General features: G+C 71.5%; 14 protein-coding genes. 6 read left to right on the forward strand and 8 right to left on the reverse strand.

From position 1 onward, the window contains the following. Positions 1-192: 192 nt before the first annotated feature. The gene (locus HNR02_RS04455) at positions 193-738 is read right to left on the reverse strand and encodes a PH domain-containing protein (RefSeq protein ID WP_179771942.1); all 546 of its coding nucleotides are present in this window, start codon (positions 736-738) and stop codon (positions 193-195) included. Between the two features lie 23 nt (positions 739-761). Next, a complete protein-coding gene (locus tag HNR02_RS04460; RefSeq protein ID WP_179771943.1) occupies positions 762-1,583 on the reverse strand; it encodes a biotin--[acetyl-CoA-carboxylase] ligase in 822 nt (273 codons plus the stop codon). Positions 1,584-1,685: 102 nt separating this feature from the next. On the opposite strand from HNR02_RS04460, the gene HNR02_RS04465 reads away from it, so the two are divergent. Next, positions 1,686-2,813: a C40 family peptidase gene (locus HNR02_RS04465; RefSeq protein ID WP_179775698.1), complete on the forward strand. Its 1,128-nt coding sequence runs from the start codon at positions 1,686-1,688 to the stop codon at positions 2,811-2,813. Positions 2,814-3,235: 422 nt separating this feature from the next. Here the strand turns inward: HNR02_RS04465 and HNR02_RS04470 are convergent, their stop codons facing one another. Further along, entirely contained in the window at positions 3,236-4,072 is an 837-nt protein-coding gene (locus HNR02_RS04470) for a helix-turn-helix domain-containing protein (protein WP_179771944.1), read from the reverse strand. A gap of 146 nt (positions 4,073-4,218) precedes the next feature. On the opposite strand from HNR02_RS04470, the gene HNR02_RS04475 reads away from it, so the two are divergent. After that, positions 4,219-5,454 (forward strand): MFS transporter, encoded by a 1,236-nt coding sequence (locus tag HNR02_RS04475; RefSeq protein WP_312860899.1) that lies wholly within the window; start codon positions 4,219-4,221, stop codon positions 5,452-5,454. Positions 5,455-5,490: 36 nt separating this feature from the next. On the opposite strand, the gene HNR02_RS04480 is transcribed toward HNR02_RS04475, so the two are convergent. Then, the gene (locus HNR02_RS04480; protein WP_179771945.1) at positions 5,491-6,408 is read right to left on the reverse strand and encodes an NADP-dependent oxidoreductase; all 918 of its coding nucleotides are present in this window, start codon (positions 6,406-6,408) and stop codon (positions 5,491-5,493) included. A 108-nt stretch (positions 6,409-6,516) separates the two neighbouring features. Here HNR02_RS04480 and HNR02_RS04485 point away from each other — a divergent pair, with 108 nt between their 5' ends. Next, positions 6,517-7,170 carry a TetR/AcrR family transcriptional regulator gene (locus HNR02_RS04485; protein WP_179771946.1) on the forward strand — a complete coding sequence of 218 codons (654 nt, stop codon included), beginning with the start codon at positions 6,517-6,519 and terminating at the stop codon, positions 7,168-7,170. 63 nt (positions 7,171-7,233) lie between these two features. Here HNR02_RS04485 and HNR02_RS04490 read toward each other — a convergent pair whose 3' ends face one another. Next, positions 7,234-8,325: a DUF5937 family protein gene (locus HNR02_RS04490; protein ID WP_179771947.1), complete on the reverse strand. Its 1,092-nt coding sequence runs from the start codon at positions 8,323-8,325 to the stop codon at positions 7,234-7,236. A 75-nt stretch (positions 8,326-8,400) separates the two neighbouring features. Between HNR02_RS04490 and HNR02_RS04495 the strand changes: the two genes are divergently transcribed. Continuing rightward, positions 8,401-9,636: an MFS transporter gene (locus HNR02_RS04495; RefSeq protein ID WP_179771948.1), complete on the forward strand. Its 1,236-nt coding sequence runs from the start codon at positions 8,401-8,403 to the stop codon at positions 9,634-9,636. Here HNR02_RS04495 and HNR02_RS04500 read toward each other — a convergent pair. Beyond that, entirely contained in the window at positions 9,633-10,433 is an 801-nt protein-coding gene (locus HNR02_RS04500; protein ID WP_179771949.1) for an SGNH/GDSL hydrolase family protein, read from the reverse strand. The genes HNR02_RS04495 and HNR02_RS04500 overlap by 4 nt on opposite strands. Before the next feature lie 27 nt (positions 10,434-10,460). After that, positions 10,461-11,021: a TetR/AcrR family transcriptional regulator gene (locus HNR02_RS36725; RefSeq protein WP_218902656.1), complete on the reverse strand. Its 561-nt coding sequence runs from the start codon at positions 11,019-11,021 to the stop codon at positions 10,461-10,463. A gap of 14 nt (positions 11,022-11,035) precedes the next feature. Here HNR02_RS36725 and HNR02_RS04510 point away from each other — a divergent pair, with 14 nt between their 5' ends. Together HNR02_RS04510 and HNR02_RS04515 are read left to right on the forward strand one after the other, a co-directional pair. Next, positions 11,036-11,659 carry a Gfo/Idh/MocA family protein gene (locus HNR02_RS04510; RefSeq protein ID WP_179771950.1) on the forward strand — a complete coding sequence of 208 codons (624 nt, stop codon included), beginning with the start codon at positions 11,036-11,038 and terminating at the stop codon, positions 11,657-11,659. A 37-nt stretch (positions 11,660-11,696) separates the two neighbouring features. Continuing rightward, the gene (locus HNR02_RS04515) at positions 11,697-12,071 is read left to right on the forward strand and encodes a VOC family protein (protein WP_179771951.1); all 375 of its coding nucleotides are present in this window, start codon (positions 11,697-11,699) and stop codon (positions 12,069-12,071) included. Here the strand turns inward: HNR02_RS04515 and HNR02_RS04520 are convergent. Then, positions 12,068-15,235, reverse strand: a complete 3,168-nt coding sequence (locus HNR02_RS04520) for an ATP-binding protein (RefSeq protein ID WP_179771952.1) — start codon at positions 15,233-15,235, stop codon at positions 12,068-12,070. The two genes, HNR02_RS04515 and HNR02_RS04520, sit on opposite strands and share 4 nt — an antisense overlap. Between the last annotated feature and the right edge of the window lie 66 nt (positions 15,236-15,301).

A 15,301-nucleotide genomic window follows, 5' to 3' on the forward strand; every position in this document is an offset into this window, starting at 1 on the left:
CACCCCTCCTCGCGAGTACAGCAGTCGGCTCGGACTCGGACGCGCGGCGAGGCGCTCCGGTTCCCCCTGGGATCAAGGTTGCCTCACGGCACCGGAGTACGCATGGCGCCGGGGGCGGTTTCCGAGCAGCCCCAACGGTTTCCCGACGCCCTGTGATCACCGCTGAGCAACAATCGCTGGATCGGGTGACGCTCAGCGCACGCCACGTCCGTGTGGCTGCGGTCCCTGCTCGCCGGGGAAGTCGTCGTACGGGTTGTCGTTGACCTGCCGGTAGATCATCGTGTGCACGCGCTCGACGCGCGGGATGTCCTCGAAGCGCAGCGGCTCGTCCGAAGCGGACTCGATCACCAGGGTGCCGCAGCCGAAGAGCCGGTCGACGATGCCGTGCTCGAACTGCACGCTGCTGATCCGGCCCAACGGGATGTCGATGCCGGTGCGCTTGATCACGCCCTCGCGCACGATCAGCCGGTCGGTCGTCACGATGAAGTGGGTGGTGCGCCACCGGATCAGCGGCACCAGGAAGAACCAGACGATCAGCACGACGGCGACCACGGCGACGGCGATGCGCGCGACGTCGTTCCACGGCGACGGCGCGTCACCGGCGAGCGTGACGAGCCAGATGCCCAGCCCCAGCGTCACGAGGAACCCGGTCACCGGCCAGATCAGCATCTTGGCGTGCGGATGGCTGTGCACTATGACCTGCTCGTTCTCGCTGAGCAGATCGTCGGGGTAGGCCACTGCGAACTCCTCTCGCGACCGCTTCACCGTACCGGGCGAAGGTGGACGACGTCTCCGGCGAACACGGTGTGCCGCTTGCCGTCGTGCCCCCGCACATCGAGCTGCCCGGTCGCGTCGACGTCCTCGGCGGTGCCGACGATCGAGGCGTCACCCGGCAGCAGCACCCGGACCTCCTGTCCCAGCGTCTCGCACCGGGCCCGGTAGTCCTCCAGCAGCCCGGCCCGTACGAGGTCGCCGCCCGCCGCCCGCCAGCGGTCCTCCCGGTCGGCGAGCGCGGCGAGCAGCAGCGCGGCGATGTCGGTGCGGTCGGTGGTGCGCGCGCCCTGTTCGGCCAGCGACGTGGGCAGCAGTCCGCCCGCGCCCGCTTCGACGCCGGGGCCGAGGGGCCGCACGTTGAGCCCGATGCCGAGCACCACGGCGAGCTCGTCCCCGGCGACGGCCTCGGACAGGATGCCGGCGCACTTCCCGCGGTCCGGTCCGGCGAGCACGTCGTTGGGCCACTTGAGGACCGCGTCGACGCCCAGTTCGGCGGTCACGTCGGTCACCGCGAGCCCGGCCGCGACCGCGAGCGAGCCCAGTCCGCTGAACGGCACCTCGGCCGGGCGCAGCAGCACGCTCAGGTAGACGCCACTGCCCTTGGGCGAGGCCCACAGCCGGGCGCGCCTGCCGACGCCGGAGGTCTGCTCCTCGGCGATCAGCACGGTCCGGTCGGCAGCGCCCTCGACGCCGGCTCTGCGCAGGTCGGCGTTGGTGGATCCGGTGCTGGGCACCACGTCCAGAGCCGCGTACGGCCCCTGCGGGGCGAGCAGTTCGGCACGCAGCCGCCCGGCGTTGATGGCGTTCATGGGAGGCAGCCTAGAAGTGCCGTTCGTGACTCCACGAGGGGTCCACTCGTTGGATCTCCGTGACTCGAGCACTCGTTGTCTTTTAGTGTTGGCGAGGTGACCATGCGTTTCGGATCCTGGGGGAGGGCGGCCGCCGGGCGCGCCCTGATCGCGCTGATCCTCGTCGCGGCCGTCGGCACCTGCGGCTGGCTGCTGCTCGAACCACCGGAGGAACAGGTACGGGCGGCCGCCGACGTCGTGCCGCCCGCGCAACCGGAGGGCAACGCGGCGGTCGCCGCCGCGCCCACCACGCTGGAGCCGAACGCGCCGGTGCAGGCACAGGCGCCACGGGAACAGGGCCCGAGTGAGCTGGAGAAGTGGGCGGCCGGGCTGAGCGGTCCGCTGGACATCCCGGAGCGCGCGCTGATCGGGTACGCGACGGGCGAGCTGACGCTGCGCGACGAGGACCCCGGCTGCCACCTGTCGTGGGTCACGCTCGCGGGGATCGGCAAGGCCAGTTCGGACCACGGCCGCTTCGGCGGCGGTTCCCTGAACGCCGACGGCACGCTCGCGAAGCCGCTGGGCGCGGTGCCGCTGACCGGTGCCGCCGGTGAGGCCGCCACCGAATCGCGCGGCGGTCCCATGCAGCTGACGCAGGCGGAGTGGCAGCGCGCGGGTGGCGAGGGGAACCTGCAGGACATCGACGACGCGTCGGTCGCGGCCGGCCGCACGCTGTGCGCGGACGGCACGGATCTGCAGTCGGGCCAGGGCTGGTGGAACTCGATCGACGACTACCGCGACTCCGACCTGTTCCGGCAGCAGGCGCTGGGCAACGCGCAGCTGTACGCGCAGCTCTCGCTCGACCCGGCGTCGGCGTCCACGCCCTCGGTGCGGGCCACCCGGTTCGCCCTCGACCAGCTCGGCCTGCCCTACGTGTGGGGCGGCAACGGCCCGGACACCGGCGCGGCCGGGTTCGACTGCTCGGGCCTGACGAAGGCCGCCTACGACGCGGCCGGCCTGGACCTCCTGCGCACGGCCGACATGCAGTTCCGGTCCGTGCCATCGGTCACCGAGCCGGAGATGGGCGACCTGGTGTTCTACGGCAACCCCGCGACGCGCATCCACCACGTCGGCCTCTACCTCGGCAACGGCCTGATGATCAACGCACCGCAGCAGGGCATGGCCATCCAGATCGCGACGTACCGCAAGGCGACCGACGACTACGCGGGCGCGGGACGACCGTCGATTTAGGACCCGCCCGGTCGTGCGCGGACCAGCCGACACCGACGTTCACCGTCGGCGTGGACCTGCATGGAGGCGTTGTCGTGTTCGGGTCGCACGGAGCCGTCGACGACCGCGTAGTGGACTGCCGAGACGATCACCGCGGCTGGTCGACCGAGCGGCCACGCGCACCCCCGACACCGACCACGCAGCAGCCGAGAGCCTGCTCGCTTCGCTGGCCACGGTCGCCCGGCAGGTCGTGACCACCACCCCGGACAGCGACCGGACCCGCGCCGGTGACGGGCACTGGTAGCCCAAGCCCGCACCGTGATCAGCGGTGGTCATCCCGCGGGTCGATCACACCGCCATGGCCAGCGCGGTAGGTGCAACCGATGTGGTCCCACTGGCCATGGAAGCTCCGGCAGTCGCGGAGCCCGCGGTCTCGGCACCTCTCACGAGATGGAACGCAACCGCCCGCTGGACTGGCGGTGGAGCTGCTCGACGGTCTGGGCCGTCGGGTCGTCCGCGGGCAGGAAGACGACGAGTTGCTGGTCGTCGGCGGGCAGTTCCAGCGTCTCGCGCGTCAGCCGCAGTTCGTGACCTGACGGGTGGTTGAGCCGCAGATCGCCACGTCGTGGCAGCTCGTGGCGGTTCAGCCTGCGGGTGAAGTCGGAGCCGGCAAGGGGAATGAGCTCGGCGGTGAGCCATTCGAGGTTTTCGGCGGAGGGTGCCAGCCACAGGTCGAACGCCTGCTCGTCGGCGACGGCCTCCCAGTCCGGGAAGAAGGCACGGGCCCTGGGGTCGGTGAAGACGTAGCGGGTGACGTTCGGCGGGTCGGCGTCGAGCAGTCCGGTTCCACTGGTGAGCGCCGCGTAGGTACTGGTGTGGGCGAGGATGTCGCCCAGCCGGTTGGTCACGATGGCGATGCCCGGTTCGAGCATGCGCAGCGTGTCCATAACGGACGGTCGCACGTGACGGCGCGGCGGCGCGGGCTTGAAGTGGGCGGAACATTCGTCGCCGGTGATCTTCGCGAGGTAGCGCAGGTGGTTGCGCTCCGAGGCAGCGAGGCTGAGCGCGTCGGCGATCGCGTTCACGACCGCGGCCGACGGATTGCGGTCGCGCCCTTGCTCGATGCGGGCGAGGTATTCCACGCTGATACCCGCCCGCGCGGCGAGATCAAGGCGGCGCAGTCCTGGTGACCGACGGCGGCCGCGGTCCGGCAGTCCCACGGATTCCGGCTGGGTACTGTCGCGCTTGGCCCGGATGAAATCCCCCAACGGCGTACCCATGCCACTCAATGTACGGCGCCGCCCGCCGAGTGCGCACCAGTCAGGGTAGCCCTGTGCGGGCCAGCCCAAGCACGGCCTGGTTGTCGCCGTAGTGTGGCTCGATCATCGTCGTATGGAGAACAGTCACACGATGACGGCCTGCTGACGTGAGTTCCGCGGTGGACACGACGCAGCCGGCGCGGCGTTCCGGTCAGGCGCTGCTGGTCTGGGGATTACTGGTGGTAGCGGCGAACCTGCGGCCGAGCCTGACCGGCGTCGGGCCGTTGCTGGATCGCGTGCAGGCCGGCCTGGGATTGTCCCCGGCCGTGGCCGGACTGCTGAACACGGTGCCGCTGCTGGCGTTCGCGGTGGTATCGCCCATGGTTCCGCGGCTGGCCGCGCGGCGCGGACCGGAGCGGGTCCTCGCGGGTGGGCTCGTGGTGCTGACACTCGGGATCGCGATCCGATGGATCCCGGCGACAGGCAGCGTGTTCGCCGGGACCGTGCTGGTCGGGGCGGGCATCGCGGTGGGCAACGTGCTGCTGCCGAGCCTGATCAAGCGCGATTTCCCCACCAAGGTGGGCCTGCTGACCAGCGCGTACGCCACGGTGATGGGCGGGGTTGCGGCCGTGGCCTCCGGGATCGCGGTGCCGGTCAGCGAGGTCGTGCCTGGCGGGTGGTACGCCGCGCTGGGCTGCTGGATCGTGCTCGCGCTGGTGGCCATCGTGCTGTGGCTACCCCAGCTGCGGACCCCACCACCGGTCCCGGCGACGGTTCGCGGCGGACACCGGCTGCCATGGGGATCAGGACTGGCCTGGGCGGTCACGGCGTTCATGGGACTGCAGTCGCTGGGCTTCTACGTCATCGTGACGTGGCTGCCCGGAGTGGTCCAGGACACCGGGCTCAGTCCGGCGGAAGCGGGATGGCTGCTGTTCCTGTTCCAAGTTGTCGCGGTACTGACCAGCCTGGTCGCACCCGCGATGCTGCGGTGGGCACGTGACCAGCGCGCGGTGGCGGCGGTGAACTCGCTGATCATGCTCGTCGGCTACGTCGGCCTGCTGACGGCACCGGAATGGGCACTGGTGTGGACGATCGTCCTCGGGCTGGGCGGCGGCGCCTGCCTGGTGCTGGCGTTGGCCTTCCTCGGCCTGCGCGCGCGCGATGCGGCCGGAGCGGGCGCGTTGTCGGCGATGGCACAGTCGATCGGTTACCTGCTGGCGGCGGTCGGGCCGGTGCTCTTCGGTCTGCTGCACTCCGTCGGTTCGGGCTGGCGCGCACCGCTGATCCTGATGTGTGCCGCCGCGGTCGGCCAGGCCACCGTCGCGATGGTCGCCGGCGGAGGCACAGTACCCGCAGCCGACGACCACCGGACACCCGATCACACGCCTTCGCCCGCACGTTGAGGCGGTCCTCGTGGCTCCTCTGAAACAGTCGAGCAGTCAGGGGCGCACGCGGATGACGGTCTTGCCCTTGCGTCGCTGGGCGGGGTTGAGCGCGGGGATGGCGTCGTCGAGGGTCGCGACGGTTCCGATGTGCGTGCGAAGGCGTCCGTCCCGCACCCGTTCGACGATCTCCGCCAGCTGGCCCGGGACCGACTCGACGACGAAGTCGATCGCGAGGCCGTCGGTGGGGCGGGCCTCGGCGGGCCCGACCACCGACACCAGCGTCCCGCCGGGCCGGACGATGCGCGCCGAGCGCCGCTGGACGTCGCCGCCGATGACGTCGAAGACCAGGTCGACCCCGCCGATGTCGTCGAGATCGTCGTGGTCGAGGTCGAGGAACTCGTTCGCGCCGAAGTCGAGCGCCGCCTGACGGTCCGCCGCCCGCCCGGTGCCGATGACGTGGGCGCCGAACTCCCGGGCGAGCTGTGTCACCACGGAGCCGACCGCGCCGGCGGCGCCGTGGGCGAGGACGGTCTGCCCGGCCCGAAGGCGACCGTGCTGCAGCAGACCCTGCCACGCGGTCAGGCCGGAGATCGGCAGACTCGCGCCGACCGTGAAGTCGACGTTCCCTGGCAACGGCGCGAGATTGCGTGCCTCCACGGCCGTGTGCTCGGCCAGGGTTCCGTCGCGGTGCCAGTCGGTGATCCCGAACACCCGCTGTCCCAGCGAAAGTCCCGTCGTGCCGTAGCCGAGAGCGGTGACGACCCCGGCGAACTCGTGGCCGATGATCGCCAGGACCCGATCGTGACCGGAGCGATCGACCCAGGTCGAAGGCCACTCCCACTCCGCGGGGACGAAGCCCGACGCCTGGACTTCGACGACGACGTCATTGATCGCCGGCGATGGCTCGGGCCGGTCCATCAGGGTGATTCCGGCTGCTTCCGCGGCCTGATCCGTCGCGACGATGGCTTTCATCGGTACCTCCATGTATCCGATCCATATTTTGGGCCTCTCAGCCCATTAATGGCAGTGAACACGCCCCCGAGTGGGCTGTCAAGCCCAATTCGCGGTATCGTGTGAGCCATGGAAGCCACAACGGAGGCCCGAGTACCGCAGAAGCTCACGAGCAAGGGGCGGGCGACGCGGGCCCGCATCCTCGAGCACGCCGCGGAACTCATCTACACGAAGGGCGTCCACGCGACGAACAACGAGCAGCTCCGTCGCGCGGCAGGCGTCAGCGGCTCGCAGCTCAACCACTACTTCCCGACCAAGGAAAGCCTTGTCCTCGCGGTCATCGAGTGGCAGGCGGAGCGCGTCCTCGCGTTCCATCGCAGTGAGCGGTTCGCCCACTTCGAAAGCCTCGACTCGCTCCGGGAGTGGGCCGGCTTCTACATCGCCTACGAGCACTCCTACCGGGAAGGCTGCACCCTCGGCTCGCTCGCCAGCGAGATCATCAAAACCGACCTCGACGTCCGCGCGGACCTCGCGAACGCGTTCGAGCAGTGGAAGGACCTCTTCCGGGACGGACTCGAACGCATGCAGAGGCTCGGCCGCATCAGCGCCGAGGCCGATCCTGCTCGCCTGGCCCACCTCCTGCTGTCCGCCTTCCAGGGCGGCATGCTCCTCGCCCAGGTCGCCCGCGACATCACTCCGCTGGAAGACGCCCTGCGGGCAGCCATCGACCACGTGCAGACGTTCGCCGTGCTCCCCGCTGCCGACGCACCCGAAGATCGGTAACAGTCGCTCGCCGAAGACAGGGGACCTGGTCGCGCCCGTCCTGCCGTGGGACGCGAAAACTCGTCACCGCAGGAACGCGGCGTGCAGGTCGTCGCCGAGTCCGCGGAGCACCGCGACGTCGAGCGCATGGACCACGTGGCGCCCCTGTCGTTCCGAGCTCGCCAGCCCGGCCTCTTTCAGCACGGCCAGATGCCGCGAAACCTCGGCGCTGGAGTAGTTCCACAGCTCGGCCAGTTCGCTCGTCGTGCGCGGGCCGCGGGCGAGACTGCGGGCGAGGCGGAGCCGGATGGGGTTGTCGAGAGCGCGCAGACGGCGCCGCACCTGCGTCGAGTCGGGCCCGGGGCCGGGGGAAACACCGGGCACCGGGTACTGGATCACCGGCGCGGGCGCGGGCGCGTGGACGACCAGCAGGTGCGGGCTGCCGAACACGCTCGGGAGAAAGGTGACACCGGTGCCGACGGCGGTGGCGAACCCGTCCTGAACCTTGTCGACGAGAAGCCGGGATCCGTCGTCGCTGAGCCCGATCCACGGCGACACCTCGGCCAGCGTCGGTCCAGGTGCCGACGTGGCGCGGAGCAGGTCCCGTTTGCGCCGCACGTCCCTGGCGAGCTGCGGCTCGACCCGCTGCCACACCGTGGCGAAGAACGCCGACTCGCAGCCCTCGAACAGCGCGCGGACCGCGCGGCGGACCTCGGGTGGGTCCGTCAGGACGTTCTCGGCGAACCGGGCCGCCCGCGCGCCACGGGCCCGTGCCCGGTCCAGCGCGATCCGCCGGACACCGGCGTCGGAAAGGGGCGACGCCGCACCGTCGACCAGCGGGATCGAACCGCAGCTGCTGGTCAGCAACGCCGACGAGACCCATGCTTCGTCGCTGAGCCGGTCCAGCGCGTCCAGTTCCCCGGCGACGGAAGCACCCGGCTGGTGCGGCAGGAACATGTCGGGGCGCGACGTGCGGAACAGGTAGTCCATGCGACGCAGTTCGTGGACCAGTTCGACCGGCAGCCGGTCCACCGCCGAACTGATCCACTCCCGCTGCTCGGGATGGTGCCCCGGCTCGGCGATGACGTGCAGTACCGCGCACAACTCGGCAAGCGGCGAGACCGCGAACCGGTAGCCGGCGGAACGCACGCCGCGTACATCGATCGCGATGGCCATCCGGCCCCCTTCCGACGATTGATGATATCCGTCAAACGTCCGAGTCAGGGCGATCCCGGCGAGAACAGTGAAACCGTGCTCACCCCATCGACATCACGGCTCGGTTCCCGGTACTGGCGGCTCTGGTCGGCCGCTTCGCTGTCCAGCCTTGCCGACGGCACCCTCAAGATCGCATTGCCACTGCTCGCGCGAGCGCACACCGACGCGCCGGTGCTGATCGCCGGTGTCGGGTTCACCGCCGCGCTGCCGTGGCTGCTCTTCTCGTTGCCCGCGGGCGCCATCGTCGACCGCGCCGACCGGCGGCGGGTCCTGATCGGCGCCAACCTGGCGCGGGCGGCGCTGCTGTCCGTCGCGGCGGTGGCCGGTGTGGCCGGAGCCGGTTCGATCGCGGTGCTGTACGTCGTGGCCTTCGGCGCCGGCGTGACGGAAACGCTGTACGCGTCGGCGGCGCAGGCAGTCGTGCCCCGGCTCGTCGAGCACGACCGCCTCGACCGGGCCAACTCCCTGCAGCAGATCGCGGACCAGGCGGCCAACCAGTTCGCGGGCCCGGCACTCGGCGGGCTGCTCGCCGGTCTCGGGGTCGGGGCCGCACTCGGCGGACCTGCCCTCGTCTGGTCGCTCGCCGCCGGCATGCTCGTGACCCTGCACGGTGCCTTCCGGGCCCGGCCGGCCGCACGGGGCAGCCTCGGCGCGGACATCGTTGCCGGACTGCGGTTCCTGGCCGCCAGCCGGGTGCTCCGGTCGGTGAGTTTGTGCGTCGCGATCACGAACTTCGCCGGGGCGGCGGCCAGTGCGGTGTTCGTGGTGTACGCGGTGGGCCCCGGTTCCGCCCTCGGGCTGGCGCCGACGGGCTTCGGACTGCTCATGACCGCGTCCGCGGTGGGCAGCGTGGCCGGCTCGGCGCTGATCACGGCCGCGACCGCCCGGCTCGGCCTGCGTGCGTTGCTGATGATCAACAGCGGTTCGCAGGCCGCCCAGATCCTGGTTCCGGTGCTCACCCACGACCTGTGGGCGATCGGAACCGCCTACGCGCTGGGCGGTCTCGGCGTCGCGCTGTGGAACATCGGCACGGTCACCCTGCGCCAGCGGCTGGTCCCCGAGGCCCTCCTCGGCCGCCTGATCAGCACCCACCGGCTCATTTCCTGGGGCAGCCTCGCGCTCGGTTCACTCGCGGGCGGCGTCGTCGCCCAGACCGTCGGCCTGGCCGCGCTCTTCTGGGCCGCCACCGCGCTCACGCTGACGGGGATGCTCGCTCTGACACCGCTGACCACCGCCCTGGTCGACGGGGAGGTTTCTCGCCGCGAAAGCTAGAGCGCCGTGGCCAGCCAGGCCGCCGCCAGTGCGGTGAGCTGCGCGGCTCCCCGGTCGTTGAGGTGGATGTGGTCGATGAGCAGTTCCCGCCCGGCACTGCTCGCCACGTCGTCCCAGCTCTGCCCGAAAACGTAGTGCCGGGTCGCCGCCATGAGCGCTGTCAGGAAGCCGAAGTCGTAGGGCTGGCCGCCGTCGCGCCCGAGTAGTTCGACCATCCGTTCGTGCACCGGCAGGTAGTCCACTCCGGACTGTGCGGCCGTATCCCTGATCGCGGCGTTGTACCCGGCCAGCGAGTGGTTGATCTCGGTGTCGAGGTCCTCGCCGAGCGGCGGCAACGACATCAGCGCGATGCGGGCGGTCGTCCGCTGCTGGAGCGTGGCCACGATCGCGGCGAGGTTGTCGCGGTACTGGTCCAGCGGCGTGCCGTTCCGGACGTCGTTGGTGCCGACGAGGATCATCACCGCCGCGGGAGCGCACGCCACGATGTCGGTCTCGACGCGAGCGAGCAGGTCAGCGCTGGTGTTGCCGTTGACCCCGGCGTTGACGAACTCGTGCCCCGCGAATTCCGGTCTGCCGCGCAGCGCGCCGATCCAGTCGCCACCGAGCGTGCCCTGGGTCATGCTGGCCCCGGCGCCGACCACGGCGGGCCGGGTGCTCTCCGCGGCGCAGGCTTCGGCCGGGGTGTTCTCCGGCGAGCGCACGAACGCGAGGTACCCGGCGGTGCCGACGATTCCCAGTGCCGCGACCAGCACCAGGCAGGCCGTGACGATGACCCGCTTCTTCGTGAAGATCCGCATGGTTGCCCTCCAATTGGTGAGTGTTCACTAACCATAGCGCAAGTAAGTACTCACCAACCTCGTGGACGAGGTCAACGTCACGCGGTGGCCGGTTCGGCTACCGGCGGAGGCCGTCCAGGGTGACCCGGAGGTTGCGGCGCCACTGGTCGTCCTTTCGCACGCAAGCCGATCGTGTGATCGGCCGGGATGGCGGTGGCCAGGACGAACGGAACGTCGCGCCAGTCGAGGTCGCGGATCGCCCCGGCTTCCTGGGCACGCCGGACCAGCCGGCTCATCGCCCCGCGAAGGCGTTCGAGACGGGACTCCAGGTCCAGCCGGCAGCCCGACAGCGGGTCGTACAGCCCGCAACACGACCGCGCGGGCGGTCATCTCGTCGATGGTGTCCAGGAGGATCGCGGTGAGCAGGGCGTCCGGGGACGGCAGGCGCCGGCAGAAAGTGCCTAGCCCGACACCGGCACGGCTCGCGATGTCCCGCGTCGTGATCGCGAGCCCCTGCTCGTCGAGCGTTTCACGGGCGGCGACGACCAGCGGTCCGGCGTTGCGGCGCGCGTCTGCCCGAGGAACGCCCTGCGCCAGCAGCGCCTCCACCGCGGATCGACGAAGTGGAACAACATGACCCGTTTCGTGTCGGACTGCTCGGCGCCAATCCGGAGCGCGGATGGGGCGCCACCGCCCACGTTCCGGCCATCGCCGCCTCGCCCGACTTCGTACTGACGGCCGTGGGAACCACGCGCCCCGACAGCGCCGAAGCCGCGCGACAACGCTTCGGCGCACGTCACGCCTTCACCGACGCTCACGCGCTCGCCGCACACCCCGAGGTCGATCTCGTGGTCGTCTCCGTGAAGGTTCCCGCCCACGTCGAACTCGTCACCGCGGCGCTCGATGCGCGCAAGCACGTGTACTGCGAATGGCCGCTGACCCAAACCGCTGCCGAAGCCGACGCGCTGGCCGCGGCTGCCGACCGCGCCGGTGTGCACGCCGTCGTCGGCCTGCAGGCCCGCTTCTCCCCCGCGGTCCAGGCCGCGCGGGAAGCCATCGGCAGGCTGGGCACCGCCCGGTCCGCGACCGTCTTCAGCTCACGCGGCAAGGGCGGCGCACGCGAGGTGCCCGCCTGGACCGCCTACACCTACGACAGCGCGAACGGCGCCGGGATGGTCGAGGTGTCGGGCGGGCATGTGCTCGACCTCGTGGAACATCTGCTCGGCCCGATCCGGGCCATCGGCTGACCGGAAACTGTCGTACCCCCTCGGCACGATGCTTCCCATGACCGAGACAACGACACACCAGCACCACGCCATCGACTACATCGAGCTGACCGTCACCGACATGAGCGCCGCCCAACAATTCTACGGCGAGGCGTTCGGATGGACGTTCACCGACTACGGGCCGGGTTACGCGGGGATACGGAACCCGCTGGGCGGGGCGGCGCCCGAGGTGGGTGGGCTCGCCGCCGGTACACCCCCGGGCCAGGGCGGCCCGCTCGTGCTGCTCTACTCGGCGGATTTGGACCGGTCGGTGGAGGCGGTGCGCGCGGCGGGCGGCCAGGTGGTGCACGGGCCGTACGACTTCCCGGGCGGCAGGCGGTTCCACTTCACCGATCCGAGCGGCAACGAACTGGGCGTCTGGTCCGCCGGTTAGCGGTGCCGTCGGAGCTCGTCGAGGTACCGCTCGACCGGTCCGAGTGTGAGCAGGCCGCTTCCCGCACCGGCGAGTTCTTTCGCCGCGGGCAGCAGTTCTTCGTACAGCCGGGCCATCACGCGCCGATCGCCGCGCCGGACGGCGGTCAGGGCGTGCAAGCAGGTCCGGGCTTCGAAGAGCAGGTCGGGCGGCGAGTCCGGGATCTCGGCGCCGTCGTCGGCAAGGAGGGGGCGGCACCACGGCTCGTAGGCGCCGAAATCCAGATCGTGTCCCGGATCCGCACCGCGCCGGATCCGGTCGCACAGCAACGCGAAACCGAGGAGGCCATTGTCCAAACCAGACATTCCTGATCCGTTCAGGCGAGCGGCCGCGGCCCGGTAGGCGGCTTCCGCGGGTTGGCCGGACGCGGCCAGCCGTAGTGCCCGGAACCACTGGGTGAACACCCCGACCAGCGGGATCCCGTACTTCTCGCCGAGCCGGTCGGCCGCGTCCGCGTGCCGGGTGGCGGTGGTGAAGTCGTCGAGCGCGGAGCACGCCTGGGTCAGGATCAGGTGCCCGAGCACTTCGAAGGGCACCATCTCGTGCCGGGACGCCAGGTCGACGAGCTCGCGCCCGAGCCGGGCACGCTCCGGCGCGAGCCCGGCGCGCTCGAAGGACTGCATGAAGCGAGCATTGAGCGCGAACGCCAGGACGGCTGGTTCGTCGAGCTCGCGCGCCAGTGCCTCGGCTTCGCGGGCCGCTGCTGCTCCGCGGTCGCTGTCGGTGTTGCGGAGTTCGAGGGCAAGGGTGGCGAGAAGCCGGCTGCGAACCGCATCCTGCCCCGGCGGCAAGGCGAGCAGGGTCCGCTCAGCGACATCCACGACGCGCCGCGCGAGCGCGGGATCGTCGTTTTCGGTCCACACCGCAGGCACGTCGAAGGCGACCAGCACACGCGCAACCAGCGCCGGTTCACCAAGGCCCTCGGCAAGCGCAAGAGCCTCCCCCCGCCCACGACGGGCCTCGTCGAGCCTGCCGCTCACAGCCAGAGCCCGCACAAGCCCCATGAGCAGATCGAGCCGCTCCCGCACGCCCACCCCCGAGCCGGACCCCACACGATCACGCCCGTCCCGCGGGTCCGGCCCCACACCGCCGGGCCCGTCGCGTGGGTCCGATTCCGCGGCGCCGGGCCACTCACCCACCCCCGGCTTCACACCGGCAGGCTCCTCACCCGCGCTCGAATCCGCATCACCGGCCCCACCGCGAGACTCCGAGCCCACACCACCGCGTCCCTCACCCGCGCCGGCGGCAGCGTGGTCGAGCGCGGCTTGCCACAGGCGGGCGGCCTCGTGCGGGGCGAAGCGTCGTTCGGCGTCCTCGGCGGCCGCTCGGGCGTACCGAACCGCCTCCGGGGCCCCTGCCAGCAGGAAGTGGTGCGCGAGCGCGGCGACGTCATCGGGGCGGAGTTGTTCGATCGTCCTGCCGATCTCCGCGTGCAGCCGGGCCCGGCGGGAGCGGGAGAGGTCCTGGTAGAGCGTGTCGCGGACGAGAGCGTGCGCGAAGCGAAACCGCCCGGGCCCGTGCTCGGTGAGAAATCCTCGCGAGGCCGCGAGTTCGACGGCGTCCAGCGCGTCGCCGGGCAGGAGGTCGAGGTCGATTTCCGTACCGACGACGGCGGCGTGACGCAGCACCGTCTGCACGGCCTCGGGCAAGTGCGTGACGCGGTACCGGACCACGTCGCGCACCCCCGCGGGCACCCCGGTCAGCGCGCCGTCCGTGTCGAGTACCCGGGCGAGTTCCCGCACGAAGAACGGGTTGCCGCCGCTGCGCTGGTGGATCGTGCGGGCGGTGTCGGCGTCGACCTCCCTGCCGGTGGTGGCGCGCACGAGCGCCGGAACCGCGTCGGCGGGCAGTCCGCCGAGGTAGATCCGCACCGGCTCGCTCCGGGCGGCCTGCCCGAGGAAACCGGCGAGCGCGGCGGACACGTCGGTGCTGCGGTAGATCGCCAAGACCAGCGCCGGGCCGGGCTCCTCGGCCAGCGCGGACAGCATCGCCAAGGTCTCCTCGTCCGCCCAGTGCAGGTCGTCGAGGACCAGCAACAGCCGGTCCCGCCCGGCCAACCGCTCCCGCACGGCCTGGTGCCACCGGAAGCGGGCCGTGGCCGGGTCACCCGCCTCGACCGGCACCGAAACGCCGAGCTTGTCGAGGATCCGCGTCCACGGCCACCCGGCGGGGACACCCTCGTGCTCGGGACTGACACCCCAGGCGGTGGTCCAGCCGCGTGCTTCGAGAGTCGCCGTGAACGCCTCGGCGAGCGCGGTCTTGCCCGAACCGGCCTCACCCGAGATCAACACGAGTCGTGGCCGCGCGGTGACGTCGGCGAGCCGCGCCAGTTCGGCGTCCCGTCCGACCAGACCGGACACCCGTGGAACGGCAGTCAGCTCGGGCGCCTGCGCGAGGATGGCGGACTCCAGTTTTCGCAGCTCAGGGCCGGGATCGACACCCAGTTCACCGTTGAGGACCTGCCGGGCGCGGCGCAGGGCGGCGAGCGCGTCGCCCTGGCGTCCGGCCCGGTAGAGGGCGAGCGCGAGCAGTCGCCAGGCGTCCTCGCGCAGAGGATGAGCGTCGGTGTGCGCCTCCAGATCCGGCACGGCCTCGGCGGCGCGGCCGAGGTCCAGCAACGCCTCCGCCCGGCGTTCCCCGGCCAGCAGGCGCAATTCGTCCAGCCGGGCGATCTCCGTGCGTGCCCAGCGCTCGTCGGAGAACTCGGCGTAGGCGGGACCTCGCCACAGCGCCAGCGCCGAATCCACCAGGGACAGTGCATCGGCCGCAGCCAGTTCGCGTGCCCTCGTCACGGCCTCCTCGAACCGCCACGCGTCGACGGACTCGGCCCGCAGGGCGTAACCGGGTCCGGTGGTGACCAACAACCGGGCAGGCGCGCGAGGCGGCCGACCGGGTTCGAGCGCGCGGCGGAGGGTGGAGACGAAGGTCTGGATGGCGCCGACCGCGCCGTCCGGCGGGTCGGCCCACAGGTCGTCGACGAGGCGGTCGACGGGGACGACCCGGCCGCGCGCGATCAGCAGGCGCGCGAGGACCGCCCGGTGCCGCGGTCCCTTGAGGTCGAGCGGGCCGTGCCCGGCCTCGGCGGCCAGCGGGCCGAGCACCGCGAACCGTACCGGCGAGCCCATCACCGCGCACTGTAGCCGTTCAGCCGGCGCTGACCGGATGCTGATTCGTTCCGGGCACGCTCGCCG

The sequence above is a fragment of the Amycolatopsis endophytica genome (assembly GCF_013410405.1).
In the GTDB taxonomy this organism is placed as follows: Bacteria; Actinomycetota; Actinomycetes; order Mycobacteriales; family Pseudonocardiaceae; genus Amycolatopsis_E; species Amycolatopsis_E endophytica.